30 protein-coding genes are annotated in these 25,749 nt (G+C 64.0%); 11 read left to right on the top strand and 19 right to left on the bottom strand.

Features of this window, described 5'->3' with window-relative positions; translation table 11 throughout:
• Positions 1-5 precede the first annotated feature (5 nt).
• From FJ951_RS26695 to mdh, 11 genes are all read right to left on the bottom strand, one after another.
• The gene (locus FJ951_RS26695) at positions 6-761 is read right to left on the bottom strand and encodes an SDR family oxidoreductase (RefSeq protein ID WP_140518084.1); all 756 of its coding nucleotides are present in this window, start codon (positions 759-761) and stop codon (positions 6-8) included.
• Positions 758-1,216: a hypothetical protein gene (locus FJ951_RS26690; RefSeq protein WP_181172289.1), complete on the bottom strand. Its 459-nt coding sequence runs from the start codon at positions 1,214-1,216 to the stop codon at positions 758-760. The genes FJ951_RS26695 and FJ951_RS26690 overlap by 4 nt, the downstream gene beginning before the upstream one ends.
• An 86-nt stretch (positions 1,217-1,302) precedes the next feature.
• Positions 1,303-2,589: a 2-oxoglutarate dehydrogenase complex dihydrolipoyllysine-residue succinyltransferase gene (gene odhB, locus FJ951_RS26685; RefSeq protein WP_140518082.1), complete on the bottom strand. Its 1,287-nt coding sequence runs from the start codon at positions 2,587-2,589 to the stop codon at positions 1,303-1,305.
• Positions 2,590-2,636: 47 nt separating this feature from the next.
• Positions 2,637-5,621, bottom strand: coding sequence for a 2-oxoglutarate dehydrogenase E1 component (locus FJ951_RS26680; RefSeq protein ID WP_140518081.1), 2,985 nt, complete (start codon positions 5,619-5,621; stop codon positions 2,637-2,639).
• Between the two features lie 137 nt (positions 5,622-5,758).
• Entirely contained in the window at positions 5,759-6,661 is a 903-nt protein-coding gene (gene sucD / locus FJ951_RS26675; protein ID WP_140518080.1) for a succinate--CoA ligase subunit alpha, read from the bottom strand.
• 26 nt (positions 6,662-6,687) lie between these two features.
• Positions 6,688-7,104, bottom strand: a complete 417-nt coding sequence (locus FJ951_RS26670; protein WP_033838548.1) for a PIN domain-containing protein — start codon at positions 7,102-7,104, stop codon at positions 6,688-6,690.
• On the bottom strand, positions 7,031-7,336 hold the full coding sequence (locus tag FJ951_RS26665) for a hypothetical protein (RefSeq protein WP_140492797.1): 306 nt from the start codon (positions 7,334-7,336) through the stop codon (positions 7,031-7,033). The genes FJ951_RS26670 and FJ951_RS26665 overlap by 74 nt, the downstream gene beginning before the upstream one ends.
• Before the next feature lie 83 nt (positions 7,337-7,419).
• The gene (locus tag FJ951_RS26660) at positions 7,420-7,917 is read right to left on the bottom strand and encodes a DUF1579 family protein (RefSeq protein WP_140518079.1); all 498 of its coding nucleotides are present in this window, start codon (positions 7,915-7,917) and stop codon (positions 7,420-7,422) included.
• Between the two features lie 4 nt (positions 7,918-7,921).
• On the bottom strand, positions 7,922-8,293 hold the full coding sequence (locus FJ951_RS26655) for a cupin domain-containing protein (RefSeq protein WP_140518078.1): 372 nt from the start codon (positions 8,291-8,293) through the stop codon (positions 7,922-7,924).
• A 4-nt stretch (positions 8,294-8,297) separates the two neighbouring features.
• Positions 8,298-9,491, bottom strand: coding sequence for an ADP-forming succinate--CoA ligase subunit beta (gene sucC, locus FJ951_RS26650; protein ID WP_140492804.1), 1,194 nt, complete (start codon positions 9,489-9,491; stop codon positions 8,298-8,300).
• A gap of 30 nt (positions 9,492-9,521) precedes the next feature.
• Positions 9,522-10,490 carry a malate dehydrogenase gene (gene mdh / locus FJ951_RS26645; protein ID WP_140492808.1) on the bottom strand — a complete coding sequence of 323 codons (969 nt, stop codon included), beginning with the start codon at positions 10,488-10,490 and terminating at the stop codon, positions 9,522-9,524.
• 236 nt (positions 10,491-10,726) lie between these two features.
• Between mdh and FJ951_RS26640 the strand changes: the two genes are divergently transcribed.
• Positions 10,727-11,164 carry a GNAT family N-acetyltransferase gene (locus FJ951_RS26640; protein WP_246671790.1) on the top strand — a complete coding sequence of 146 codons (438 nt, stop codon included), beginning with the start codon at positions 10,727-10,729 and terminating at the stop codon, positions 11,162-11,164.
• A 45-nt stretch (positions 11,165-11,209) separates the two neighbouring features.
• Here FJ951_RS26640 and zapE read toward each other — a convergent pair whose 3' ends face one another.
• The 3 genes from zapE to FJ951_RS26625 all read right to left on the bottom strand — a co-directional run bounded on the left by zapE (position 11,210) and on the right by FJ951_RS26625 (position 13,555).
• Positions 11,210-12,409, bottom strand: a complete 1,200-nt coding sequence (gene zapE / locus FJ951_RS26635) for a cell division protein ZapE (protein WP_140518077.1) — start codon at positions 12,407-12,409, stop codon at positions 11,210-11,212.
• Positions 12,410-12,435: 26 nt separating this feature from the next.
• A complete protein-coding gene (locus FJ951_RS26630) occupies positions 12,436-12,975 on the bottom strand; it encodes a protease inhibitor Inh/omp19 family protein (RefSeq protein ID WP_140492818.1) in 540 nt (179 codons plus the stop codon).
• A 136-nt stretch (positions 12,976-13,111) separates the two neighbouring features.
• The gene (locus FJ951_RS26625; RefSeq protein ID WP_140518076.1) at positions 13,112-13,555 is read right to left on the bottom strand and encodes a hypothetical protein; all 444 of its coding nucleotides are present in this window, start codon (positions 13,553-13,555) and stop codon (positions 13,112-13,114) included.
• Between the two features lie 129 nt (positions 13,556-13,684).
• Between FJ951_RS26625 and FJ951_RS26620 the strand changes: the two genes are divergently transcribed.
• The 8 genes from FJ951_RS26620 to FJ951_RS26585 all read left to right on the top strand — a co-directional run bounded on the left by FJ951_RS26620 (position 13,685) and on the right by FJ951_RS26585 (position 21,019).
• The gene (locus tag FJ951_RS26620; protein ID WP_140518075.1) at positions 13,685-14,704 is read left to right on the top strand and encodes an MBL fold metallo-hydrolase; all 1,020 of its coding nucleotides are present in this window, start codon (positions 13,685-13,687) and stop codon (positions 14,702-14,704) included.
• A gap of 89 nt (positions 14,705-14,793) precedes the next feature.
• Positions 14,794-14,955, top strand: a complete 162-nt coding sequence (locus FJ951_RS26615; protein WP_140518074.1) for a DUF1328 family protein — start codon at positions 14,794-14,796, stop codon at positions 14,953-14,955.
• A 72-nt stretch (positions 14,956-15,027) separates the two neighbouring features.
• Positions 15,028-15,912 carry a diaminopimelate epimerase gene (dapF, locus tag FJ951_RS26610; RefSeq protein WP_140518073.1) on the top strand — a complete coding sequence of 295 codons (885 nt, stop codon included), beginning with the start codon at positions 15,028-15,030 and terminating at the stop codon, positions 15,910-15,912.
• Entirely contained in the window at positions 15,912-17,237 is a 1,326-nt protein-coding gene (gene mtaB / locus FJ951_RS26605) for a tRNA (N(6)-L-threonylcarbamoyladenosine(37)-C(2))-methylthiotransferase MtaB (RefSeq protein ID WP_140518072.1), read from the top strand. Before dapF ends, mtaB begins: the two co-directional genes overlap by 1 nt.
• Positions 17,238-17,249: 12 nt before the next feature.
• The gene (ftsY, locus tag FJ951_RS26600; RefSeq protein WP_140518071.1) at positions 17,250-19,085 is read left to right on the top strand and encodes a signal recognition particle-docking protein FtsY; all 1,836 of its coding nucleotides are present in this window, start codon (positions 17,250-17,252) and stop codon (positions 19,083-19,085) included.
• Between the two features lie 53 nt (positions 19,086-19,138).
• On the top strand, positions 19,139-19,813 hold the full coding sequence (locus FJ951_RS26595) for a septation protein A (RefSeq protein WP_140492839.1): 675 nt from the start codon (positions 19,139-19,141) through the stop codon (positions 19,811-19,813).
• A 24-nt stretch (positions 19,814-19,837) separates the two neighbouring features.
• Positions 19,838-20,458 (top strand): pyridoxamine 5'-phosphate oxidase family protein, encoded by a 621-nt coding sequence (locus FJ951_RS26590; RefSeq protein ID WP_140518070.1) that lies wholly within the window; start codon positions 19,838-19,840, stop codon positions 20,456-20,458.
• A gap of 30 nt (positions 20,459-20,488) precedes the next feature.
• Positions 20,489-21,019, top strand: a complete 531-nt coding sequence (locus FJ951_RS26585; RefSeq protein WP_140518069.1) for an NADPH-dependent FMN reductase — start codon at positions 20,489-20,491, stop codon at positions 21,017-21,019.
• Positions 21,020-21,022: 3 nt separating this feature from the next.
• On the opposite strand, the gene FJ951_RS26580 is transcribed toward FJ951_RS26585, so the two are convergent.
• Positions 21,023-21,229 (bottom strand): 4-oxalocrotonate tautomerase family protein, encoded by a 207-nt coding sequence (locus FJ951_RS26580; RefSeq protein ID WP_013892236.1) that lies wholly within the window; start codon positions 21,227-21,229, stop codon positions 21,023-21,025.
• 23 nt (positions 21,230-21,252) lie between these two features.
• Positions 21,253-22,170 carry an SMP-30/gluconolactonase/LRE family protein gene (locus tag FJ951_RS26575; protein ID WP_140518068.1) on the bottom strand — a complete coding sequence of 306 codons (918 nt, stop codon included), beginning with the start codon at positions 22,168-22,170 and terminating at the stop codon, positions 21,253-21,255.
• Between the two features lie 308 nt (positions 22,171-22,478).
• On the opposite strand from FJ951_RS26575, the gene FJ951_RS26570 reads away from it, so the two are divergent.
• Positions 22,479-22,646: a hypothetical protein gene (locus FJ951_RS26570; RefSeq protein ID WP_140492852.1), complete on the top strand. Its 168-nt coding sequence runs from the start codon at positions 22,479-22,481 to the stop codon at positions 22,644-22,646.
• Between the two features lie 115 nt (positions 22,647-22,761).
• Here the strand turns inward: FJ951_RS26570 and FJ951_RS26565 are convergent, their stop codons facing one another.
• Positions 22,762-23,355, bottom strand: coding sequence for a hypothetical protein (locus tag FJ951_RS26565; protein ID WP_140492855.1), 594 nt, complete (start codon positions 23,353-23,355; stop codon positions 22,762-22,764).
• Positions 23,356-23,399: 44 nt separating this feature from the next.
• Positions 23,400-24,017, bottom strand: a complete 618-nt coding sequence (locus FJ951_RS26560) for a TetR/AcrR family transcriptional regulator (RefSeq protein WP_140492858.1) — start codon at positions 24,015-24,017, stop codon at positions 23,400-23,402.
• A 74-nt stretch (positions 24,018-24,091) separates the two neighbouring features.
• Here FJ951_RS26560 and FJ951_RS26555 point away from each other — a divergent pair, with 74 nt between their 5' ends.
• Positions 24,092-25,375, top strand: a complete 1,284-nt coding sequence (locus FJ951_RS26555) for an MFS transporter (RefSeq protein ID WP_140880322.1) — start codon at positions 24,092-24,094, stop codon at positions 25,373-25,375.
• 88 nt (positions 25,376-25,463) lie between these two features.
• On the opposite strand, the gene FJ951_RS26550 is transcribed toward FJ951_RS26555, so the two are convergent.
• The gene (locus tag FJ951_RS26550; RefSeq protein WP_246671789.1) at positions 25,464-25,691 is read right to left on the bottom strand and encodes a hypothetical protein; all 228 of its coding nucleotides are present in this window, start codon (positions 25,689-25,691) and stop codon (positions 25,464-25,466) included.
• Positions 25,692-25,749 lie beyond the last annotated feature (58 nt).

Genomic DNA, 25,749 nt, shown 5'->3' with positions numbered 1-25,749 from the left:
GGCGCTCAGCGGCCGCCGCTGACATTCAGGATCGCGCCGGTCGTATAGGACGCGGCATCGGACAACAGGTAGAGAACCGCGCCCGCGACTTCATCCGCGGTGCCGGCTCTTTTCATTGGCAGAAGATCGCGGAACCGCTCTATCCGGTCCGGCTGCCCGCCCGAGGCATGGATTTCGGTATCGATGATGCCCGGCCGCACCGCATTGACGCGGATGCCTTCCAGCGCCACCTCGCGGGCGAGCCCCATGGTGAAGGTGTCGATCGCGCCCTTGGACGCGGCGTAGTCGACATATTCGCCCGGCGAGCCCAGAATTGCCGCAGCCGACGAGATGTTGACGATGGATCCACCCGACCCACCGTGACGGCTCGACATCCGCTTCACCGCTTCGCGGGCGCAGAGGAGCGACCCCACGACGTTGATGCGCATCATGCGCTCCAGCCGTGAAACATCCATCTCATCGACCCGCGCCTTGACGTCGACGATGCCGGCATTGTTGACGAAAGCATCGAGCCGGCCATAGCCGTGGTCGACGGCTTCAAACATGGCAACGATATCGGATTCGACGCCGACATCGCCCCTGACCGCAAAGGCCTCGCCGCCTGCGGCCTTGATTTCGCCGACCAGTGCCTCGGCGGCGGTCTGGTTGGAGGTGTAGTTGACCGCTACGCGATAGCCAGCCTTCGACCCGAGCCGGCAGATCGCGGCGCCGATGCCGCGGCTGCCGCCGGTGACCAGCAGCACCTTTTGCGTCCCGCTCATTCCTGGCACCCCTTCAAGGCGAACACATCCGACGGCACTTTCGAAAATCCGCTGCCGCCATGGGCGGTGGATTGATGCAACACCGGACCGAGATCGGGCAGGATCAGCGTCTTCGGTGCTTCGACGCCTTCGGCCGGCAACAGGCCGATGCTGCCCTTTTCATCCGACGTATAGATGACGCCGTTCCACAAGGTGCAGGCGGCAAGCTTGGTGCCGGTAACGTCGCCTCCCGGGCATTTGTACATCAGCGCCCCGTTCGGCCGCGAAACACCCTCGTTCCATTGGACGATGCCGTTCAGCACCACATTGTTGTCGAGGATCAAGCGGAACGTGTTGGTGACGGTCGCCGACGTGCCGGTCGGCGTAAAATTGATCTCACTGCCGCTCTGGGCATCGCCGTAGACGGCGAGTTCGGCCGGGCATGCGGCATTAGCGTGGACAGCGGCGAATGCCATACCGGCCGCCAGCGCTATCGGTCTGGCAGGCCCAGGGAACAGGGCCATTATTGGCTACTCCGACCGCGAGCCGCCATCCGACCGCCTCACAGATCAAGCACCAGCCGTTCCGGATCCTCCAGGCTTTCCTTGACGCGCACCAGGAAGGTCACCGCTTCCTTGCCGTCGACGATGCGGTGATCGTAGCTCAGCGCCAGATACATCATCGGCCGGATCACGATCTGGCCGCCGACCACCACGGGCCGGTCCTGGATCTTGTGCATGCCCAGAATACCCGACTGCGGCGCGTTGAGGATCGGCGTGGACATCAGCGACCCGTAGACGCCGCCATTGGAAATCGTGAACGTGCCGCCCTGCATGTCGGCGACCGACAGCTTGCCGTCGCGCGCGGCGATGCCGAGCCGGCCGATCTCCTTCTCGATCTCGGCGACAGACATCTGGTCGGCATCGCGCACCACCGGAACGACCAGACCCTTCTCGGTGCCGACGGCGACGCCGATATGGGCGTAGTTCTTGAAGATGATATCGGTGGCATCGATCTCGGCGTTGACCGAGGGGATTTCCTTCAGCGCGTGCGTGACGGCCTTGGTGAAGAAACCCATGAAGCCGAGCTTCACGCCGTGCTTCTTCTCGAACACGTCCTTGTACTTGGTCCTGAGCGCCATCACCGCTGACATGTCCACCTCGTTGAAGGTGGTGAGCATGGCGGCGGTCGACTGCGCTTCCTTGAGCCGGCGCGCGATGGTCTGGCGCAGCTTGGTCATGCGCACGCGCTCCTCGCGCGCCGCGTCGTTGCCTGAGGACGGCGCACGGGCAGCAACCGGCGCTGCCGGGGCCGGGGCCGCCTTCGGCGTCTCGGCCGGCTGCGACGGCGCACCCTTGGAGATGGCGTCGAGCACGTCGCCCTTCAGCACCTGGCCGCGCTTGCCGGAGCCGGAAAGCTGGTCGACCGACAGATTGTTCTCGGCGATCAGTTTCGCCGCTGCCGGCGCCGGCGGCATGGTGCGCGGCTCGACCGGACCGGCGTCGCCGGCGACCTTGGCGGTCTCGGCGGCGGCCTGTTTGGTGGTCTGCGCGGCGTCGGGGCTCGATGCCTGCGCCACGGCTTGCGGCTTGGTCACTGGTGCGGCGGCGCCGCCGGCCGAAATGGAGCCCAGAAGCGCGCCGACCCCGACCGTCTCGCCTTCCTTGGCCGCGATCTCGCCCAAGGTTCCAGCGCCCGGCGAGGGAACCTCGACCGTCACCTTGTCGGTTTCGAGCTCGACCAGCGGCTCGTCGGCGGCAATGGCATCGCCCACCTTCTTGAACCATTTGCCGATGGTTGCCTCGGTGACGGATTCGCCGAGAGTGGGAACGCGGATTTCGGTAGCCATTGTGCCTGTCCGTTTGTTGTCTGTCTGTTCTATTCGCTCAACTCTGCCTACTCGCCGAGCGCGTCTTCGAGCAAGGCGGCGAGCTGGGCGAGATGCTTGGACATAAGCCCGGTCGCCGGCGAGGCGGATGCCGGCCGGCCGGTGTAGCGCACCCGCTGGTGCTTGGCGTCGATATGCGCCAGCACCCATTCCAGATACGGGTCGATGAACGACCAGGCGCCCATGTTCTTGGGTTCCTCCTGGCACCACACCATTTCGGCATTGCGGAAGCGCGACAATTCGGTGATCAACGCCTTGGCCGGGAACGGGTAGAGCTGTTCGACGCGCAGCAGATAGATGTCGTTGATGCCACGCTTCTCACGCTCCTCGTAGAGGTCGTAATAGACCTTGCCCGAGCACAGCACGACACGCCGGATCTTGGAATCCTTGGTCAGCTTGATGGCCTGGTTGGGCAAGAGCTGGGCATCGTCCCACAGCAGCCGGTGGAACGAGCTTTCGCCCGACATTTCCGGCAGCGTCGACACCGCCCGCTTGTGGCGCAGCAGCGACTTCGGCGTCATCAGGATCAGCGGCTTGCGGAAGTCGCGCTTCAACTGCCGGCGCAATATATGGAAGTAGTTGGCCGGCGTCGTGCAGTTGGCCACTTGCATGTTGTCCTCGGCGCAGAGCTGCAGGAAACGCTCGAGCCGGGCAGACGAATGTTCCGGTCCCTGGCCTTCATAACCATGCGGCAGCAGGCAGACGAGGCCCGACATCCGGAGCCACTTGCGCTCTCCGCTGGATATGAACTGGTCGAACACCACCTGGGCGCCGTTGGCGAAGTCGCCGAACTGAGCTTCCCACAACGTCAGCGCCTTAGGCTCGGCCAGGCTGTAGCCATATTCGAAGCCGAGCACGGCTTCTTCGGACAGCATTGAGTTGATGACCTCATAGCCGGCCTGCGCCGCCGACAGATTGTTGAGCGGGATGTAGCGGGTCTCGTCGCGCTGGTCGTAGAGCACGGAATGGCGCTGCGAGAAGGTACCCCGCTCCGAATCCTGCCCGGAGAGGCGGATCGGGTTGCCGTCGAGCAGGATGGCGCCAAAAGCCAGCGCCTCGGCCGTCGACCAGTCGATGCCTTCGCCGGATTCGATGGCCTGGCGGCGGTTTTCGAGGAAGCGGATGATCGTCTTGTGCGCCTCGAAATTCTTCGGCACCTCGGTCAGCTTCTTGCCGATCTCCTTCAGTGTCTTGGCCGGCACCGCGGTCTTGCCGCGCCGCTGTTCATCCTGGTTGTCGGCCGTACGCAGGCCCGACCAGGCGCCATCCAGCCAATCGGCCTTGTTGGGCTTGTAATGCTGGCCGACTTCCCACTCGGATTCCAGATGCTCCCGCCAGTCGGCCTTGAGCTTGTCGAACTCGGCCTGCGTCAAGTGGCCTTCGGCGATCAGCCGGTCGGCATAGATCTGCACCGTTGTCTTATGGTTGCGGATGTTGCGGTACATGATCGGCTGCGTGAAGGCCGGCTCGTCGCCCTCATTGTGGCCGAAGCGGCGGTAGCAGAACATGTCGACCACGACAGGCTTGTGGAATTTCATGCGGAATTCGATCGCCACCTTGGTGGCGTGCACCACGGCTTCCGGATCGTCGCCATTGACGTGGAAGATCGGCGCCTCGATCATCTTGGCGACGTCGGACGGGTAGGGCGACGAGCGCGAGAAGCGCGGATTGGTGGTGAAGCCGATCTGGTTGTTGATGATGAAATGCAATGTGCCGGCAACGCGGTGGCCGCGCAGGCCCGATAGGCCGAGGATTTCGGCAATGACACCCTGGCCGGCAAAGGCTGCGTCGCCATGCAGCAAAAGCGGCAGCACCTTGGCCCGCTCTTCCAGCGGCACGATCTCCTCGCGACCGCGGCCGAACAGATAATCCTGCTTGGCGCGCGCCTTGCCCATCACCACAGGGTCGACGATTTCCAGATGCGAGGGATTGGCGGTCAGCGACAGGTGCACCTTGTTGCCGTCGAACTCGCGGTCCGAGGAGGCGCCAAGATGGTATTTGACATCGCCGGAGCCCTCGACGTCGTCGGGTGCGGCCGAGCCGCCCTTGAATTCGTGAAAGATGGCGCGGTGCGGCTTGGCCATCACCTGGGAGAGTACGTTGAGGCGGCCGCGATGCGCCATGCCGAGCACGATCTCCTTCAGCCCGAGCTGACCGCCGCGCTTGACGATCTGCTCCAGCGCCGGGATCAGCGCTTCGCCGCCGTCGAGGCCGAAGCGCTTGGTGCCTTTGAACTTGACGTCGGCGAACTGCTCGAAGCCCTCGGCCTCGATCAGTTTCTGCAGGATCGCCTTCTTGCCGGTCGCGGTGAAGGAGATCTCCTTGTCGGCGCCCTCGATGCGCGCCTGGATCCACGCTTTCTCTTCCGGATCGGAGATATGCATGAACTCGACGCCCAGCGTCGAGCAATAGGTGCGGGTCAGGATGTCGAGCATCTGGCGGATGGTGCCGAATTCGAGCCCGAGCACATTGTCGAGGAAGATCGGCCGGTCGTAGTCGGCTTCGGTGAAGCCGTAATTCTCTGGCGACAGCTCGTTGTAGTCCTCGAGCGTGGCGATGCCGAGCGGGTCGAGATTGGCGTGCAGATGGCCGCGCATGCGATAGGCGCGGATCATCATGATGGCGCGCACGGAATCGCGCGTCGCCTGGTGCACGTCGGCGTCGGAGGGGACGGCGCCGTTGACGGCTGCCTTCTCCTTGACCTTCTTTTCGATGTGCTTCTCGACCAGGCCCCAATTGCCGTCGAGCGCCGACACCAGCTCGCCATTGGCCTGCAGAGGCCAGGAGGGCTTGGCCCACGAGGCGCCCTTGGCGTTCTTGCGGACATCCCCGGCATCGTCCTTCAGGCCGGCGAAGAACTCCTGCCATTCGGGATTGACCGAGGCTGGATCGTCCTCATACGCCGCATAGAGCGCGTCTATATAATCGGCATTGCCGCCATAGAGGAAAGAGGTGAGCGAAAATTGGTCGTTGGCCTGATCTTGTCGTGCCATTTTGTCTGCGGAGCCTGGCTCCGTCTCCTTTCGAGGGGAATAGTGAGTAGTCAGTAGGGAGTAGGAAAATGAAGACTTTCCCGTTCAGCTGCTACTCACCCGTTCTTCCCTTTTCACTACTCACTATTGACTACTCACTAGCCCTTAATTGCCTCGACCAGCGTCGTGCCCAGCCGGGCCGGCGATGGCGAAACTTTTATCCCGGCCGATTCCATTGCCGCGATCTTGTCTTCGGCGCCGCCCTTGCCGCCCGAGATGACCGCGCCCGCATGGCCCATGGTGCGGCCGGCCGGCGCCGTGCGTCCGGCGATGAAGCCCGCCATCGGCTTGCGGCGGCCGCGTTTGGCCTCGTCCTTGAGAAACTGCGCGGCGTCTTCCTCGGCCGAGCCGCCGATCTCGCCGATCATGATGATCGACTTGGTCTCGTCGTCGGCGAGGAACATTTCGAGCACGTCGATGAATTCGGTGCCTTTGACGGGATCGCCACCGATGCCGACGGCGGTGGTCTGGCCGAGGCCGACATTGGTGGTCTGGAACACGGCTTCATAGGTAAGCGTTCCCGAGCGCGAAACAACACCGACCGAACCCTTGCGGAAGATGTTCCCGGGCATGATGCCGATCTTGCATTCGTCGGGGGTGAGCACGCCGGGACAGTTCGGGCCGATCAGCCGCGACGTCGAACGGTCGAGCCGCGCCTTGACCTTGATCATGTCCATGACGGGAATGCCTTCGGTGATGCAGACGATGAGCGGGATTTCGGCCTCGATGGCCTCGATGATGGCTTCGGCAGCACCCGCCGGCGGCACATAGACGACGGAAGCGTTGGCGCCGGTCTTGGCCTTGCCCTCGGCGACGGTGGCGAAGATCGGCAGGTTCTCGCCCTTGGCGCCGGTCCAGGTCTCGCCGCCCTTCTTGGGATGGATGCCGCCGACCATCTTGGTCCCGTGATAGGCCAGCGCCTGTTCGGTGTGGAAGGTGCCGGTCTTGCCGGTCAGGCCCTGCACGAGCACCTTGGTGTTCTTGTCGACGAGAATGGACATGGTGAGAACGCCTCTGAATTCAGCGATTACAAGAAAGGATTGACGGCTCGCACCGAGCCATAAACCTGGTTGTGGTTGAGATCTTCGGTGTAGAAAATCGGCGCGCCGAGATATCCGGCTGCGGCAAGAAGCGCGGCGTCGTAGTAGTGAATTCCGTAGCGGCGTGCGAGGTCCAGTCCTGCGCGAACATAGCTTTCGTCGACAGGCACCAGCGGACAAGTGCCGAGGAGGACCAGCCATTGGTCGAGCAGATCATCCCCCAGAAGGGATTTTCCTCGCGCCACCGCTGTGAATTCGGCCAAGGTTTGCCCCGACACGCCAAAGACAGTGCTCGATACCAGGTCTTCTGCGATTGGCGCGCGACGTGGGTCACGATTCTTCTCCGAAGCCGCGTAGATCAGGACGTTCGTGTCGAGAAAGCAGTCGATCTTCCCGGTCGGCATAGGCGTCCCTTCGATCCCACTTATAGGGGGTGTCGGCGCTGTCGCTCCGTTTCGCAGCCTCGTCCATAAGCCGCTTCATTCCCGCCTTGGCCCAGGCAATCCGATCTTCCTGCTCGACTTCATGCGCAAGCAGTGAACGAATGAGGGCGTTGAGCGTCGTCTTGCGACGTCCGGCAAGGCCTCGCGCCTTCTCGAGCAGGGCCTCGTCCATGGCCAGGGTGACGTTCTTCATCGCTCGTCTCCACATAAACACACAGCCAATATATGTGTGATTATGTGTCTTTCTTCAACCGCTTTGCCCAGGATTTCCATCGCTCAGCCATCCCCCAAAACGGAAGGCGGGACGCGCCGGTAAAGGCCGCTCATCATGTCTTGCCAGCCGTCGCTGCCGACGGGCTGGAATTGCAGTCGCATGCGATAGCTGTCGCTGCCGTCGAAAGCGTAGGTCACGCGTGCGGCCCCGCGCGGCGACGAGCGCAACAGCGTCAGTGTGTTGCCCTCCCACGTGCCGGAGGCCGGCGAGGCCGGCACAAAGCCCATCGAATCGAACTGATGCATGGTGACAAGGCTGTTTTGCCGGTCGAAGCCGAACACGCTGTGCGCGCCGAACGAAATCGTCCCGTCGCGGCGCTGGCGATAGCGTTGCACTACGAACAGGCCGCCGAACTGTGCCTCTGCCAGTACTTCCGAAGTCGCTGAGCCCCCATCGGCCCATTGTGTGTCCGCGACCTCTTCCTCGCCGCGCCACGCGCCGACCAGAGCCTGCAGGCGCTGGTGATCGGCCGAGAGCGAGGAGAAAGGCGCAGCGTTCATGGGTTCACAGCCGCTTCAGGTCGGTGACGGTGAGAGCGCTCTTGGCATTGCCGGTGTTGAGCGTCGTTGCCGGTTCGAACATCAGCACCACAGGTTCCGGTGTCAGCGAACGCGGCCGGTGTTCGACGCCGCGCGGCACGACGATGAAGTCGCCTTCGCCGAGTTCGACCGGACCGTCGCGGAAATCGATGGCGATGCGACCGCGCAGCACGAGGAAGGCTTCGTCTTCGTTGTCATGGGCGTGCCAGTCGAAAACCGCGCCGAACTTGGCGACCTTCGCCTGGCTGTCATTGACGTCGCCGGCGATATGCGGATCGAAGACCTCCGCGATCTTCGCATCCGCCGCCTCGACGAGGTTTATCTTGCGCGGAGGCACTTGATCAGCCCTTCACCGCCGCCACGATCTTCTTGGCCGCGTCGTCAAGATCGTCGGCTGACACGACGTTGAGGCCGCTGTCGTTGATGATCTTCTTGCCGAGTTCGGCATTGGTGCCTTCCAGGCGCACGACCAGCGGCACTTTCAGGCCGACTTCCTTGACCGCGGCGATGACGCCCTCGGCGATGATGTCGCATTTCATGATGCCGCCGAAGATGTTGATCAGGATGCCCTTGACCGCCGGATCCCTGGTGATGATCTTGAAGGCCGCCGTCACCTTTTCTTTCGACGCGCCGCCGCCGACGTCGAGGAAGTTGGCCGGCTCGGCGCCGTAGAGCTTGATGATGTCCATCGTCGCCATGGCGAGGCCGGCGCCATTGACCATGCAGCCGATATTGCCGTCGAGCGCGACATAGGCGAGGTCGTATTTCGACGCCTCGATCTCCTTCTCGTCCTCTTCGGTGGTGTCGCGCAGCTCGAGCACATCCGGATGGCGAAACAGCGCGTTGTTGTCGAACGACACCTTGGCGTCGAGGACGCGCAGCCGGCCGTTCTTCATGACGATCAGGGGATTGACCTCGAGCAGGCTCATGTCCTTCTCGACGAAGGCCTTGTAGAGGATCGGGAACAGCGTGCCGCCGTCCCTGGCAGCATCGCCGTCGAGCTTCAGCGCGCCATTGAGTTTCTTCACGTCATCCGCGGTAACGCCCTTTTCCGGATCGATGGCGACGGTGATGATCTTTTCCGGCGTGTCGTGGGCGACCGCCTCGATGTCCATGCCGCCTTCGGTCGAGACGACGAAGGCGATGCGGCCGACCGAACGGTCGACCAGAACAGACAGATAGAGCTCGCGCTCGATATCGGCGCCATCCTCGATATAGAGCCGGTTGACCTGCTTGCCGGCCGGGCCGGTCTGCTTGGTCACCAGCGTGTGGCCGAGCATCTCGTTGGCGTTGGCGACGACGTCGGCGACCGACTTGGCCAGCCGCACGCCGCCCTTGGCGTCGGGCCCGAGCTCCTTGAACTTGCCCTTGCCGCGGCCGCCGGCATGGATCTGGCTCTTCACCACATAGAGCGGGCCGGGCAGCGCCTTGGCGGCGGCTTCCGCCTCATCAGCCTTGAACACCGGCACGCCTTGGGCCACCGGCGCGCCAAAGCCCTTCAGCAGCGCCTTGCCCTGATATTCATGGATGTTCATCTGGATCGTCTCCGGATCAGCTGCTGGGGTTCACTTCGAGGCGAGTTGCGGCGCGATCTTGACGCAGGCCTCGGTCAGGCCTTGCACCGCCGCTACCGAGCTATCGAACATCTTCTGCTCTGGCTTGGAAAGCTCGATCTCGATGACGCGCTCGACGCCACCGGCGCCGATCACCACGGGAACGCCGACATAGGTGTTCTTCACGCCATACTGGCCGGAAAGGTGGGCCGCGCAAGGCAGCACACGCTTCTTGTCCTTGAGATAGGCTTCGGCCATCGAGATCGCCGATGCGGCCGGCGCATAATAGGCCGAGCCGGTCTTCAACAGGCCGACGATTTCGGCGCCGCCATCGCGGGTGCGCTGCACGATCTGGTCGAGCTTCTCCTTCGAGGTCCAGCCCATCTTGACGAGATCGGGCAGAGGAATGCCTGCAACCGTCGAATAGCGGATCATCGGCACCATGGAATCGCCATGGCCGCCGAGCACGAAGGCGGTAACGTCCTCGACCGAGACCTTGAACTCCTCGGCCAGGAAATAGCGGAAGCGAGCGCTGTCGAGCACGCCGGCCATGCCCACGACATGGGTGTTGGGCAGGCCGGAAAACTTCTGCAGCGCCCAGACCATCGCATCCAGCGGATTGGTGATGCAGATGACGAAGGCCTTCGGCGCGTACTTCTTCAGGCCGGCGCCGACCTGTTCCATGACCTTGAGGTTGATGCCGAGCAGATCGTCGCGGCTCATGCCCGGCTTGCGCGGCACGCCGGCGGTGACGATGCAGACGTCCGCCCCTTCGATCCCGGCATAGTCGTTGACGCCGGTCAGCCTGGAATCGAACCCGTCGACCGGCGACGATTGCGCGATATCGAGCCCCTTGCCCTGCGGGATGCCTTCGGCAATATCGAACAGAACCACGTCGCCGAGGTCCTTGAGGCCGATCATGTGAGCGAGCGTGCCGCCGATCATGCCAGAGCCGATAAGCGCTATCTTGTTGCGTGCCATGTCAGGATAGTTTCCCTTTGTTCGTGATGTCGCTCAAATCGCTGACGATCTGATGACGGCGTCGAGGAAGAGACCGGAATGCTGCGGGGATCCCGCGAGATTTCGCCGCACCCAATAGCCCCGGCGCCGCGTAAATTCAAACGATTATTTTGGAGCGAGCGTTTTCAATCGGTTAGAGTGACCGGGAATTACGTAAACGTAAAAGTTTGAAAACTCGACTGGGGAAAATCTACACGATGAAGATAGAGATCGTAAGACTTGATGCCGGCAATGACGCCCTTGTGATGCGGGTCGCCGAGGATGTGTTCGACGAACCGGTCAGGCCAGATCGATTGGCAGCCTATCTCAGGGAACCCGGCCACTTCATGGTCGTGGCGCTCGCCGACGGCGTGACCGTCGGTCAATGCGCCGCCATCATCCACCGTCATCCCGACAAGGCGACGGAGCTCTACATCGACGAGGTCGGCGTATCGCCGGCCTTCCAGCGCCAGGGCATCGCGCGAAAGATGCTCGACGCGATGTTTGCGATCGGCAGGGAGAATGGCTGCGAAGAAGCCTGGGTCGGCACCGAGCCGGACAACCGTGCCGCCCGCGCTTTACGAGTCGCGCAAGGAGACGCACGGTCCAGCGGAAGATTTTGTGATGTATGTATACGACTTGTAGGGCTCTCATAGCAGGAGCCGTACGGATCAGCCTTTGAAGGCCCCCGTCGGCTGGTTCTAGGCTTGCGCCTGCGCTTCGGTCGGCGTCGCCTTCGCCTTCCGCCGCTCCGCCCAATCCTCCAGCCAGTCGCGGCTCTGCATCTCGATCAGCCGCGACGCCGTGCGCTCGAACTCGAACACCTCGACGCCGCGCTTGGCCACATAGAGTTGCTGCGGCGGCGCTTCCGCGCTTACCACCAGCCTGATGTGATGGTCGTAGAGCGTGTCGACCAGCAGGATGAAGCGCTTGGCCTCGTTGCGCCGGCCTTCACCCAGCACCGGAATGTGGTCGATAAAGATGGTCGAGAAGCGGTCGGCAAGGGCCAGATAGTCGCGCGCGCCGAGCGGTTTCTCGCACAGATCGGCGAAGGAAAAACGCGCCGCGTCGCCGGCGGCGCGCGGAACGGCCAACTGCCGGCCCTTGACGGCAAGCGACGCCTCGGCCGTCGGCGCGCCGCGCGTCATCGTTTGCCAAGCCGCGTCCAGCGCCTCATCGGCCGCCGCATCGGCGGGCGTCACATAGACTGGCGTACGGGCAAGCTTCTCCAGCCGATAGTCCTTGTCGGCATCGAGCGAGAGCACCTGCGCATGCCGTTCCAATATGCCGATGAAGGGCAGGAAAAGCTGACGGTTCAGCCCGTCGCGATAGAGGTTCTCCGGCGCTACGTTCGACGTCGCCACCAGCACCACGCCGCTGGCGAACAGCGCCGAAAACAGCCGGGACAGGATCATCGCATCGGCGATGTCGGTGACCGAGAACTCGTCGAAACACAGTACCCAGGCCTGTTCGGCAAGCGCCCGCGCCACCGGCGGAATCGGATCGTCTTCCCTCACCGTGCCGTCCTTGCGCTCCTGCCGGTGCTTCTGGATGCGGTCCTGCACCTCGGCCATGAAGTCGTTGAAATGCACGCGGCGCTTGCGCCGCACCGGCAGCAGCTCGAAGAACAAGTCCATCAACATGGTCTTGCCGCGGCCGACGCCGCCATGGATGTAGAGGCCCTTGACCGCCTCGTGCGTCTCGCGCCTTCGGGCGAAGAGCCAGCCAAGCGCGCTCGATTTGTGCGCCAGCCGCTTCACCGAAATCTCTGATATCAGCCAGTCGAGAGCGGTGACGATCCGCTCCTGCGCCGGATCGCGCTCGATGGCACCGGTGTCGACCAGATGGTCGTAACGCTGCCTGACGGTCACATGGGTCTGGAGGCCGTCACGCAGATGCATAGGTCACGTCGTTGTCGAGGGATTGGCTACCTTGTAAGCGAGATCGGCAGGCCATTGGAAGTCTGGCCGTCGAATTTCGAGCCGCCCGAGGAATAGAGCCGTGCCAGCGTGCCGCCATTCTCATCATAAAGCGTCAACTGCTTGCCGGCGACGTTCCATGACTTGATGCCGTCGATCGGCGCCGGGCAATGCAGCGGTCCGGCGCGGAAACCGGCGCCGAATTTGGTCTGCGGCGTCGCCACCTTGCAGCTCTGGCCGGAAACGCTGGCGTTCCATACGCCGGCGACACTGGCCGCGGTCAGGTCCGGCGCACCCGCCGGCGCCGAACCGTCCGGCGGCAAGGAGGCGACCTGGCTGTTCTGCGGGGCGGTCGGGAATTGCGACGGATCCGTGGTGCCGGGGGAGGCCGGGGGCGGCAACTGGTTGGCCGTCACCTGACCGGACGGTGCTGGCTGCAGCGGCGCCGGCTGCTGGTCGTCCATCGAGGAAAACCGTGACGTTGAGCAGCCGCTCGCAACGAGCGCCGCCAGCGATACGGCCACCAGGGCTGTTTTCGAAAAAGTCATTCCAACCTCCGTCGGATCCGGCGGGGCTGCCGTCCGCACAATGTCGCCCTCCACCAAGATGGAGAAGGTGGCGAAATTTCAACCCGATATGGTTAAAATAGGGTTTGCGCCAAGAATTGTTGCAAATTTGTCGCTATCATCCGGCCAGCGGAGCGCTCGGCACGAATATATAGCCGTCCGGTCCGACGACATAGCTCTCGCGCAGGCCGTGCGGCTTGTCGATCGCTCCAGCCAGCACGATGTGGCCATGATCGCGCGCGGCGGCCTCGACCGCATCCGGGTTGGCGCCGTAAAGACGCAGCTCGACGCCGGCGCCGCGTGTCTCGGCGCCGGCGATCGTCCCTGTCATGGCATTGTCAAGATAGGAATGGTCGGCGTGCAGCATGAACACCGAGCCCAGCAGCTCGATTGCCGCGAAATCCTCGTCGGCATAGATGATATCGGCGCCGAGCACGTCGCGGCAGAAGGCTTCCATGGCCGCCATGTCGCTCACCAGCAGGTTGACGCCGATGCCGCGCGCCAGCGAGCGGCCGAAATCCCCGGCCTTCATCCATGGTGTCCTGGTCCGCTTCATCGCCATGGCATCGTCCTCCCCAATCCGATCCTACTCAAGCCGGCCGCCCGGGCCGTTGGCATTCGGCCGGCAAACGCTTGCGCCAGCCGGCACAAGGGCTATGTCTATCAAGACGAAATTCGCTGGAGCCGCAAATTGGCTGCGAGACCGAAAGCCGCCAATCGCTACTATAACGGCCCGCCCAGCGATCATTTCGACGGAACCTTGTTCTTCAATCCCGGCGGCCAGCCGCCGGCGCGTTTCGCCGATCTGCTGAAATGGCAGTTCAATGGCCAACGCTCGAAATGGCCGGCCACCAATCCGAGCCCCTTTCCGCAGGCAAAGCCGCCTGCACGTGTCGAGGGCGCCGGCCTGACCGTGACCATGGTCGGTCATTCCACGCTGCTGGTCCAGACCGCGGGCCTGAACATCCTCACCGATCCGGTATGGTCGCTGCGGGCCTCGCCGTTCTCCTTCGTCGGGCCGAAACGCGTCAACGCGCCGGGCATCGCCCTGGCCGACCTGCCGCCGATCGATCTCGTGCTGGTCAGCCACAATCACTACGACCATCTCGACATCGCGACGCTGAAGCAGCTCAAGGCCAGGCACGACCCGCTGGTGGTGACCCCGTTCGGCAATGACGTCCTGATTGGCGGGGCGGTTCCCGGCATGCGGCTCTCGGCGCATGACTGGGGCGACAGGGTCGACATCGGCGATGGCGTGGCCGTCCATGTCGAGCCGGCGCATCACTGGTCGGCGCGCGGCACACGCGACCGGCGCATGGCGCTATGGGCCGGCTTCGTCATCGAGACGCCGGCCGGCCGGATCTATTTCGCGGGCGATACCGGCTTCCATGACGGCATCAACTACCGGCTCATGGCTCACAAGCACGGCGGCTTCCGCTTCGCCATCCTGCCGATCGGCGCCTATGAGCCGCGCTGGTTCATGGCCTCGCAGCATCAAAACCCGGAGGAGGCGGTGCAAGGCATGACATTGTGCAACGCCGCCTATGCGGCCGGCTGCCATTGGGGCACGTTCCAGCTCACCGACGAACCGATCGACGAGCCGGCACGCAAGCTCGACGAGGCGCTGGAGGCCGAGGGCCTGCCGCGCGAACGTTTTCGCGCCTTGCGGCCAGGTGAGGTCTGGGACGTGCCGCAGGAAGCGGCGCTTTGACCGGGGCCGGCCGCGGCCGGCGGAACCCGAGCGCCACCGGCGCGTTTGTTGAAGGGGCTTCGATTTCTATCGCTTTGCGAGGCATTTCCATGCTTAAATGGATCATCATTCTCCTGATTATCGCCGCCGCTGCGAGCCTGCTCGGCATGCCGGCATTAGCAGGTGCGGCCGCCACCGGCGCGCGCATCCTGATCGGTATCGTGCTGATCATATTCCTGCTGATCGTGCTCGGCGTCTTCGCCGTCACCTGAAGGCGCGATGCACTGGTAATTCCCGCCCTTTTCCGCCATATAGCGGCAAACAGTACGGAATGACCGGAAGAAATGGCAGGCACCGCCCCTTTCGCCAAGATGAACGGCATCGGCAACGAGATCATCGTTGCCGACATGCGCGGCCGTGCCGACCGGGTGACGCCGACAGCTGCGATCGCGCTCAACGCCGATGCCTCGACGCGGTTCGACCAGATCATGGCGATCCATGAGGCGCGGACGCCGGGTACGGCCTATTTCATCGACATATTGAATTCGGACGGCTCGGGCGCGCAGGCCTGCGGCAACGGCATGCGCTGCGTCGTCCAGGCGCTGGCGGCCGAGACCGGACAAAAGACATTCACCTTCGAGACCGTCGCCGGAATCCTCAACGCGCAGGAACATGCCGACGGCTCGATCTCGGTCGACATGGGCACGCCGCGCTTCGGCTGGCGGGACATTCCGCTCGCTGAGGAGTTTCGCGATACCCGCATGATCGAATTGCAGGTCGGCCCGATCGACGCCCCGGTGCTGCATTCGCCCTCGGTCGTCTCCATGGGCAATCCGCATGCCATCTTCTGGGTCGACCGCGACGTCTGGTCCTACGAACTCGACCGCTTCGGACCGCTGCTCGAAAACCATCCGATCTTCCCCGAGCGCGCCAACATCACCATCGCGCAGGTGACCTCGCCCGACAGCATGATCATCCGCACCTGGGAACGCGGCGCCGGCCTGACCAAGGCTTGCGGCACGGCATCCTGCGCCGCCGTCGTGGCTGCGGCCCGCACCCGGCGCACCGGGCGCAGCGTCAATCTACTGACCCCCGGCGGCGGCTCGCTGCACGTCGAATGGCTTGAAAACGACCATGTCATCCTGACCGGTGCGGCCGAATGGGAGTTTTCCGGCAGCTTCGATCCCTCGAGCGGCGCCTGGGCGCGCGACACCGAAAGCGCGGCCTGATGCCCGCTCCTTTCAAGGATGGCGATGTGGGGAAGGGCCCCAATCGCATCGAACTGGTGACCTTCGGCTGCCGGCTGAACACTTATGAATCCGAGGTGATGCGGCGCGAGGCCGAAACTGCGGGCCTCGGTGGGCTGGCTGGGGGCGCCGTCATCTTCAACACCTGCGCCGTCACCGGCGAAGCGGTCCGCCAGGCCAAACAGGCGATCCGCAAGGCGCGCCGCGACAACCCCGAAGCTCGCATCATCGTCACCGGCTGCGCGGCGCAGACCGAGCCGCAGAATTTCGCGGCCATGGACGAGGTCGATCTCGTCCTTGGCAATGAGGAGAAGCTGAAGGCCAATTCCTATCGCGCGCTGCCGGATTTCGGCGTCAACGACAGCGAGAAGGCGCGCGTCAACGACATCTTCTCCGTACGCGAGACCGCCGGCCATATGGTCGATGCCATCGAGGGCAGGGCACGCGCCTTCGTGCAGGTGCAGAATGGCTGCGACCACCGCTGCACCTTCTGCATCATCCCCTATGGCCGCGGCAATTCACGCTCGGTGCCGATGGGCGCCGTGGTCGAACAGGTCAAGCGGCTCACCGGCAACGGCTATGCCGAGATCGTGCTGACCGGCGTCGACATGACCAGTTTCGGCGCCGACCTGCCGGGTGCGCCGAAACTCGGCAGGCTGGTGAAGACGATCCTGCGCCAGGTGCCGGACGTGAAGCGCCTGCGCCTCTCCTCCATCGATTCCATCGAGGCCGACGACGATTTGCTCGACGCCATCGCCACCGAGCCGCGGCTGATGCCGCATCTGCATCTGTCGCTGCAATCGGGCGACGACATGATTTTGAAGCGCATGAAGCGTCGGCATCTGCGCGATCAGTCGATCCGCTTCTGCGAAGACGTGCGCAAGCTGCGCCCCGACGTCGTCTTCGGCGCCGACATCATCGCCGGCTTCCCGACCGAGACGGAGGCGATGTTCGAAAATTCGGCAAAGATCGTCGAGGAATGCGGGCTGACCCACCTGCACGTCTTTCCGTTTTCGCCGCGCGAAGGCACGCCCGCCGCGCGCATGCCGCAGGTCCGCCGCGAAGTGATCAAGCAGCGGGCAGCCCGCCTGCGCGACGCCGGCGAGACGGCATATCGCCGCCATCTGTCGTCGCTCTCCGGAACGCGTCAGTCGATCCTGATCGAGCGCGACGGGCTCGGCCGCACCGAAGGGTTCACGCTCGCCGCGCTCGCCACCGGCGCGCCGGGCGAGATCGTCGAAGCAACAGTCACCGGCCATGACGGCGCCCGGCTGATCGCGGTTCCGCTTGCCGCCCGCGCCGCCTGAGAAACGCAAGAGATGGCCGGGTTCTTCAAGAAGATATTTTCGTTCGGCAAGAAGGAGGTCGTCGAGGAGCGCGTCGACGAGACCGCCCCGCTGCCGCCGATCAAATGGGATCAGCTCGACACGCTGAAGCCGGCGGCCGAGCAGGCCGTTCCGGAATTCCTGAAGCGGGAGGAGAGCCAGGCTCAGCCTCCCGTCGAGCCCGCGCCGCCCGAGGAGCCGACACCCGAGCCTGCCCCGGCCATTCCGCCGGTGCCGGAGCCGATCGTTCCGCCCGAGCCGGAACCCCTGCCGGAGCCGCGGCCGGAGGAGGAACCGGCACCGGCGCCAGAGCGCCCGGAGCCGCCGGCCCCTGAGAAAATTCCGACACCCCCGGCCATTCCGGAGCCTGCGCCCGAACCGCGGCCGCAGGAGGTACCGCAACCAGCGCCCGCCGAGCCGGAAATTGTCCCGTCGCGCCCGGAGCAGCTGCCGGAACCGGCACCCGCCGAAGTGCCGACGCCCGCCGAAGCTCCGGTCGAGACGCCGGCGCCAATCGAGATTCCTGCGACACCGTCTTCGGCGCAGCCTTCACAGGCCGGCGCCGCCCCTCATCCGCCTGCCGGCACCTTCTCCCCCTATAGTGACGGGGAGAAGGAAGAAGTTCCATCGCCAACGCCTCCCTCTCTCCGTCCTTCACGGGGAGAGGGCAAAGGTGAGGGGCAGCGCCGACCTGTCGAGAACCTGGCCCCCAGTGCCGAAACCGCCGCCGAAATCTCGCCGCCAATTCGCCAGCCTGCGCCGATCGAGCCGCGGCCTGTACGCGCCGAAATCGCACCGGAACCTGAGGCAGTTCCCGCGCCGCCGAAGCCCACGCCCGCTCCCGTCAAGGTGACGGTCGCCAAAAAAGTGGAGCAGAAGGCCGAGCCGCAGAAGGCGCCGGCGCCGGCGCCGCGGCGCTCCTGGTTCCAGCGCATGCGGGACGGGCTTGCCCGCTCCTCGCGCGAATTGTCGGGCAACATTGCCGGCGTCTTCACCAAGCGCAAGCTCGACGACGACACGCTGCAGGATCTGGAGGACGTGCTGATCCGCGCCGATCTCGGGCTGGAGACGGCCTTGCGCGTCACCGATTCGCTAGCCGCCAGCCGCTACGGCAAGGATGTCTCCGACGCCGAGGTCCGCACCGTGATGGCGCAGGAGGTCGAGAAGGTGCTGACCCCCGTCGCCCTGCCGCTGGAACTCGATCTCAGCCACAAGCCGCATGTCATCCTGGTGGTCGGCGTCAACGGTACCGGCAAGACCACGACCATCGGCAAGCTGGCGGCCAAACTGACCGATGGCGGCCTGTCGGTGATGCTCGCCGCCGGCGACACGTTCCGCGCCGCCGCCATCGAGCAGCTCAAGATCTGGGGCGAGCGGACGAAATCGCCGGTCATCGCCTCCAAGCTCGGCGCCGATGCCGCCGGCCTCGCCTACGATGCCTTCGAGAAGGCGAAGGAAGCGGGTTCCGACGTGCTGATCATCGACACCGCCGGCCGATTGCAAAACAAGGCCGAGCTGATGGCGGAGCTCGAGAAGATCGTGCGCGTGCTGGGCAAGCTCGATCCGGAAGCGCCGCACACCGTGCTGCAGACGGTCGACGCCACCACCGGCCAGAACGCGCTCAACCAGGTGGAGATCTTCCGCAACATCGCCGGCGTCAACGGCCTGGTGATGACCAAGCTGGACGGCACGGCGCGTGGCGGTATTCTGGTGGCGATCGCGGCAAAACACAGATTGCCGGTCTATTTCATCGGCGTCGGCGAACAGGTCGACGACCTCGAACCGTTCTCGGCAAGCGAATTCGCCAGGGCGATCGCTGGCGTTGCGTAACAGCATGATCCCGGGAAGATTGCTTCAACCGGATCGTGCGTAAGAAGGAAGATATGAACCCACCCATTCTCGAACGCGATCCGTCCGACCCGCAGAAAGAGAAGAAGGAAGGCGTCAACCCGCTGCTCAAGCTCGTTCTCGAGCTAGGGCCGCTGCTGGTGTTCTTTTTCGCCAATGCGCGCGGCGAATGGCTGACGCAGAAATTCCCGGCGCTGGCTGAATTCGGCGGCCCGATCTTCGTCGCCACCGGCCTGTTCATGGCCGCCACTGCGATCGCGCTGGTCGCGTCGTGGCTGCTCACCCGCACCCTGCCGATCATGCCAATGGTATCAGGCGTCGTCGTCTTCATCTTCGGCGCGTTGACGCTCTACCTGCAGGACGACATTTTCATCAAGATGAAGCCGACCATCGTCAACACGCTGTTCGGCGGCGTGCTGCTCGGAGGGTTGTTCTTCGGCAGATCTCTGCTTGGCTACGTCTTCGATTCCGCCTTCAGGCTCGATGCCGAGGGCTGGAGAAAACTCACCTTCCGCTGGGGTCTGTTCTTCCTGTTCCTGGCCCTCGTCAACGAGGTGGTGTGGCGGAATTTTTCGACCGATGCCTGGGTTACCTTCAAGGTCTGGGGCATCATGCCGATCACGCTTCTGTTCACCTTCAGCCAGATGCCGCTGATCCTGCGCCATTCGCTGGACGACAAGACCGGCGGCGAAGAGAAGGCCGGCAAGTAAGGCCTGCAAATTGGGGGGAGTGCCATGGAATTCGTCACCACGCGCGAAGAGCTGCGGACGATCTACAAGACGCCGCGTCCGACGGATGGTTCGATCCGCAAAGAATTGAAGGCGCTGGACGGCCATTGCCGCTCCTTCATCGGCAAGAGCCCCTTCGTGCTGATCGGCTCCTCCGACGGCGAAGGCAATGCCGATGTGACGCCCAAAGGCGACAAGCCAGGATTCGCCGCCGTGCTTGACGACAGGACCATCGCCATCCCCGACCGGCCCGGCAACAACCGGCTGGATACGCTGGAGAACATCCTGCTCAACCCGTCGGTCGGGCTGCTGTTCCTCATTCCCGGCATGAACGAGACGCTGCGCGTCAACGGCGACGCCCGCATCACCGTCGACGCGGGTTTGCGCGAACGGCTGGCCGTCGACGGCAAGGAGCCGCAGAGCGTCGTCGTGGTCGCCGTCAAGGCCGCCTACATGCATTGCGCCAAGGCCTTCATGCGCTCCGAGCTTTGGAAGCCGGAGAGCTGGCACGATCGCGCCACGCTGCCGACGCTCGGCCAGATCCTGCGCGACCAGCTGGCGCTCGCCGATTCGGCCGAGGCGACCGACCGCTGGCTGGACGACGAATACAAGCAGACGATGTGGTAGCCTGCGCGGAAGATTCGTCCGAGCGTCGCCTTGCTGAACCTCCTTGCCATTTCCGGCAGCCTGCGGGCGGCCTCCACCAATTCGGGCCTGGTCGCGGCACTGGCGTGGAACGCGCCAGAGGGCTGCCGCGTCGCCATCCATGAAGGACTCGGCCTGCTGCCGATCTTCAACCCCGACGACGAGGGTGAGCGGACGCCGTCCGAAGCGTCCAGGCTGATCGATGCCGTCACCGCCGCCGACGGCGTCATCATCTCATGCCCGGAATATGCGCATGGCGTGCCGGGCGGCCTGAAGAATGCGCTCGACTGGCTGGTGTCGCGCGATGCCGCCGTCGACAAGCCGGCCATGCTGGTGCACGCCTCGCCGCGCTCGCTCTATGCCCGCGCCGCATTGGCGGAGATCATGCGCACCATGTCCTTCGCGCTTTATGACGGCGGGCTGGAGATCGGGCTGCTCGGCAAGAAGCCAGCTGAGGTGGAGGCCGCCCTGGGGGAGCAGGCGAACGCGTTGGCAATGCGCGATGCGTTGTCCGCTTTCGCGGATTTCATTCGCGCGCGTTAGCGCCTACCCTTTTCTCAGCGTCTCGACATCGGTCTTGCCGACGTACCAGTCGCGGGCGTTGACCTCCTCGAAGACCACCCAGACATCGTCATTGCCGAGCCCGGTGGCGTCCATGATCGCCGCCGTGACTTTTTTGGCGATGTCGGCTTTCTTGCCGGCCGGATCGGCGGCGATCACTTCCTTGACGATGCGGATGTTGACGAATGGCATGACGTCCTCCCCTTTAATTCAGCTCAGTAGGTCTTGGCGCCGTTCACCATCAGCCGGACCATGTAGAGCGAGGTGGTGCCGGCAATGTAGAGACAGTTCAGCTTGGCGCCGCCGAACACGCAATTGGCCGTCACCTCGGGCACCTTGACCTTGCCGATCAGCGTTCCGTCCGGATCGTAGCAATGGATGCCATCGGCGGCGCTGGTCCAGATGCGCCCGGCATCGTCGAGCCTGAAGCCGTCGAACAGGCCTGCGGTGCAGTCGGCGAAGACTTTTTCACCCGAGACCTTCTTGCCGCCCTCGCCGACATTGAATACCCGCATATGCGCCGGGTTCTGCGCGCCATGCGTGCGGCCGGTGTCGACGACATAGAGCTTGCTCTCGTCGAGCGAGAAAGCCAGCCCGTTCGGCCTGACCATGTCGGTGATGACAGCCTCGACATCGCCGGTACCGGGATCGACCCGGTAGACATGGCAGGCGCCGATCTCGCTCTCGGCCCTGTCGCCCTCGTAGTCGGTGTCGATGCCGTAGGTTGGATCGGTGAACCAGATCGAGCCGTCCGACTTGACCACCACGTCATTGGGCGAATTCAGCCGCTTGCCCTTCCATTTGGCGGCAATGGTGGTGACCGAACCGTCGAACTCGGTGCGGCTGACGCGGCGCCCCGAATGCTCGCAGGTCACCAGCCGGCCCTGCCGGTCGACGGTGTTGCCGTTGGAATTGCCGCATGGCTGCCGAAACACGCTGACGCTGCCGTCGGTCTCGTCGTAACGCATCATGCGGTTGTTCGGGATGTCGGACCAGACGACATAGCGGCCGGCGGCGAACCAGGCCGGCCCTTCCGCCCATCGGCAGCCGGTGAAGAGCTTATCCACTTGCGCATTGCCGTTGAACAGCCGCGCAAAACGCGGATCGAGAATTTCGTAGTCGGCGGCGGCCATTCTTTCCTCCCGGTAACGTTGGCAATCCGGCGGCGATCAAGCCAGCAGGAGATCGATATGGCAAGGTCGGCGGCGATGACATTTCCGCAATTTGTAAGACAAAACGACAGGAACCGGCATTCCCATCACGGAAGGGCAATGCGCCGGCGCCGGGGGTGGCGTTCAGGCGCCATTAACCGGCTATGCACATAGCGCAATGGTGCATTGCAACATCTTCTTTTTGCGATGCACTATTCCTATGTCATGCTCCGTATCGATCAAGGGAGGAAGAAACCGGCCGCCAAATGCGGCCCAGAAGGAAACTCGCTATGATCCTCGACAGCCTCTTGACCCGCGCCCGCAGCAGCATTGCCAAGCGCAAGAACTACAACCGCCTCGTCGCTGAAATCGACAGCTTCTCCAGCCGCGATCTGGCCGACATGCGCGCCGACCGCTCGGAAATGCTTTATCAGGTCCACAAGCAGATCTACGGCTGAGCCCGCAACAAGCAGACCAGCGCGCTCCGAGACATTGCTGTTCCTCAACGGTGATGACGAGGGCGCGTGAAAACAGAAGCATTTGACGCGTCGGCGAGCGGCGAACGCTTGTCCTTCAATTGTCGACGCGCCCGAAAGCCGGCACCTCGCCGATGACGGTGCGCCGGTCCTTGCCGCAGGCGAAGGACCGTGCTTTCTCGTCGGCAAGCTTGCGCGCCTGATCGTTGGCGGCAGGATTTCCTGTAGCCAGCACCAGTGCGACCGTGCAGCCGTCGCGCGCATCCATTTGCGCGACCTTGGAGACGAGCAGCACGTCGGTGGGTTTCTTCTCGTCTTCCGGATTGCTGATTGAGCGGCGGTGAATGACCGCGAACGGCACCGCCTTGTCGCCGTCGGTCTCGATGCGCCACTCGATCCTGGCGCCTGAGGAATTGAAGCCGGAGAAACTTTCCCAGACCGATGTCATGTCGCCGCCGGGCGGGAAACCATAAAACAGCGATTCGCGCGCATCGTCATAGGCGATCAGCACCGGATAGCCACGATAGCCCGAACAGGCGAGGTCGGCCCAGTCGCCATCACCGTCCCCGGCCTGCGCATAGGTGACGCAGTCGTTCTTCCAGTCGAGATCGGTGTAGGCGCTCGATATCTCGCCGGCATGCGCTGCCCGGCAGACGCTGGCGAGAACGAGCGGAAGAACCAGGCTGCGCATCGCGGACATCTCCGTTGAAGGTCGCAGCAGCCTATCGCCAAACACTATTTCTTCAAGCTCGCCTCGATCAGCAGATCGGCGTTGATCGCCACCGACGCCGCCGGGCCACCGGCGCCGAACAACTGGCCGCTGATATAGGCGCCTTCGATCAGAAGCAGCAGACCGTCGCCCAGCGTGTCGGCGTCGGCGGCATTCATCGCGGCGGCCATGGCGCGCAGGCGGCGGCGCAGTTCCTGCTTGTTGTCCTCGCTCACCACGCGCGCCGGATGGCCGCGCTCGGGATATTCTACGGCCGCATTGGTCATGCCGCAGCCGCGATAGTCAGGCTTCTGCGTGCGCTTGCCGACGCGGGTCAGGAAGGCTCGGATTTGCGCGCGCGGATCGCTGGGATGGGCGTTCACCGCCTCGTCGAAGCGTTCCCAGAATTCGAGGTCGTATCGGCGCAGATAAGAGGCGGCCAATTCGTCCTTGGAGGGAAAGCTGCGATAGAGGCTGGGCTTGGTGACCCCTGCGCGCCTGACGATCTCATCGACGCCAATTGCCCTGATGCCTTGCCGGTAAAACAGATCGCGCGCCACGCCGAGTATCTTTTCCGCCGCCTTTGGCGGAGCCGACGCGTGAGCGCTGCTGATGGACGGTTCAATTTTATTGTCTGGTGGCATTCGCGGTCTCGGTTGACACTGTTACCGATCGGTACGTATACATGTTTCCATCCTGCAACGTACCGGTCAGTAACATGCTAGCTCAATCCCGTCCATTTGGCCAGCGCTACGCTTTCGTCGTGGTCGCCGTCATCTTTCTCTGCCTGCTGATCGCGGCCGGCCTGCGCTCCGCGCCAGCCGTCATGATGCTGCCGCTGGAGGAAAGTTTCGGCTGGCGGCGCGACGTGGTGTCGCTGGCTGCCGCGGTTGGCATCTTCCTCTACGGCCTGACCGGGCCGTTTGCCGCCGCGCTGATGGAGCGGATCGGGCTGCGGCGCACACTGCTTGCCGCGCTTGTGGTGATGTCGGCCTCCACCGCGCTCAGCCTGCTGATGACCAAGCCATGGCATCTGCTGATCACCTGGGGCGTGTTTTCCGGCGTCGGCTCCGGCGCGGTCGCCACCGTGCTCGGCGCCACCATCGTCAACCGCTGGTTCAAGACCAACCGCGGTCTCGTCATGGGCTTGATGTCGGCCTCCAGCGCCACCGGTCTGCTGGTCTTCCTGCCGCTGCTGGCCTCGCTGGCGCAGTCAGGCGGCTGGAAGCCGGTCGTCACCGCCATCTCCGTCGCAACGGCCTGTCTGGTGCCGCTGGTGCTGCTGCTGGTGCCGGAACGCCCGGCATCGATCGGCATGGTGCGCTATGGCGCGGAAGCCGACGACGTGCCGCCGGTACCGCCGGCGGCACAAGGCAATTTCCTGACCCACACGCTGACCACGCTGCGTCGCGCCGCCGGCACGCGCGTCTTCTGGTACCTGTTCGCCACCTTCTTCGTCTGCGGTTTCACCACCAACGGGCTGGTCGGCACGCATCTCATCGCATTTTGCGGCGATATGGGCATCAACGAGGTGCAGGCGGCTGGCCTGTTGTCGATGATGGGCATTTTCGACCTGATCGGCACCACGCTGTCGGGCTGGCTCACCGACCGTTTCGATCCGCGCAAGCTGCTCGGCGTCTATTATGCGATCCGCGGCCTTTCGCTGATCTATCTGCCCTATTCCGGCTTTTCGGCGACCAGTCTGATCATCTTCGCCGTGCTTTACGGTCTCGACTGGATCGCCACCGTGCCGCCGACGCTGCGGCTCGCCAATGAAGCCTTCGGCGACCGCAGCGGCCCGATCGTGTTCGGCTGGATCGTCGCGGGCCATCAGGTGGGCGCGGCAACCGCCGCCTTCTTCGGCGGCACCATGCGCGAACTGCAGGGCAATTACGAACTGGCCTTCCTGATCGCCGGCATGACCGCGATTGCCGCCGCCTGTATCTCGCTGCTGATCAACACCAGCCGGCCGGCGTTCGACCCGGAGCCGCAAGCGGCATAGTGCGCCTTCGAACGAGTGTGCCGTCGGTCAGATTGGCGATCTTTTCGATAAAGGGGAGATCGGCAGTTCGCCGACGGCGCGCAGCCGATCAGTCGGGATAGCAGACCAACGGGACGTTGGGCCAAACCGCGCTATCGCAATTGGCGCTTTGCTGCCTTTGCTTGAACGCCGCGCTGACCGGCCCCGTCACCACCGGATCGACGCCATCGGGCGCATCCGCAAAGACCTGTTCGGCGCTCGGGACATCGTTCGGCAGAGCGGGCCGCGCTTCCTTGAGCGTCGCCGCGGATTGAGCGGCGCCGGCGGCCAGCAGCACGGCGAGGGCCGCAGTTGCGAGAATCGGCCGAAATTTGACGACTGCGTTGGTCATGGTG

Source organism: Mesorhizobium sp. B2-2-3 (genome assembly GCF_006442405.1).
Classification (GTDB): domain Bacteria; phylum Pseudomonadota; class Alphaproteobacteria; order Rhizobiales; family Rhizobiaceae; genus Mesorhizobium.
Note: the sequence above shows the minus strand (reverse complement) of the source record. Positions and strands in the feature narration are given on the sequence as shown.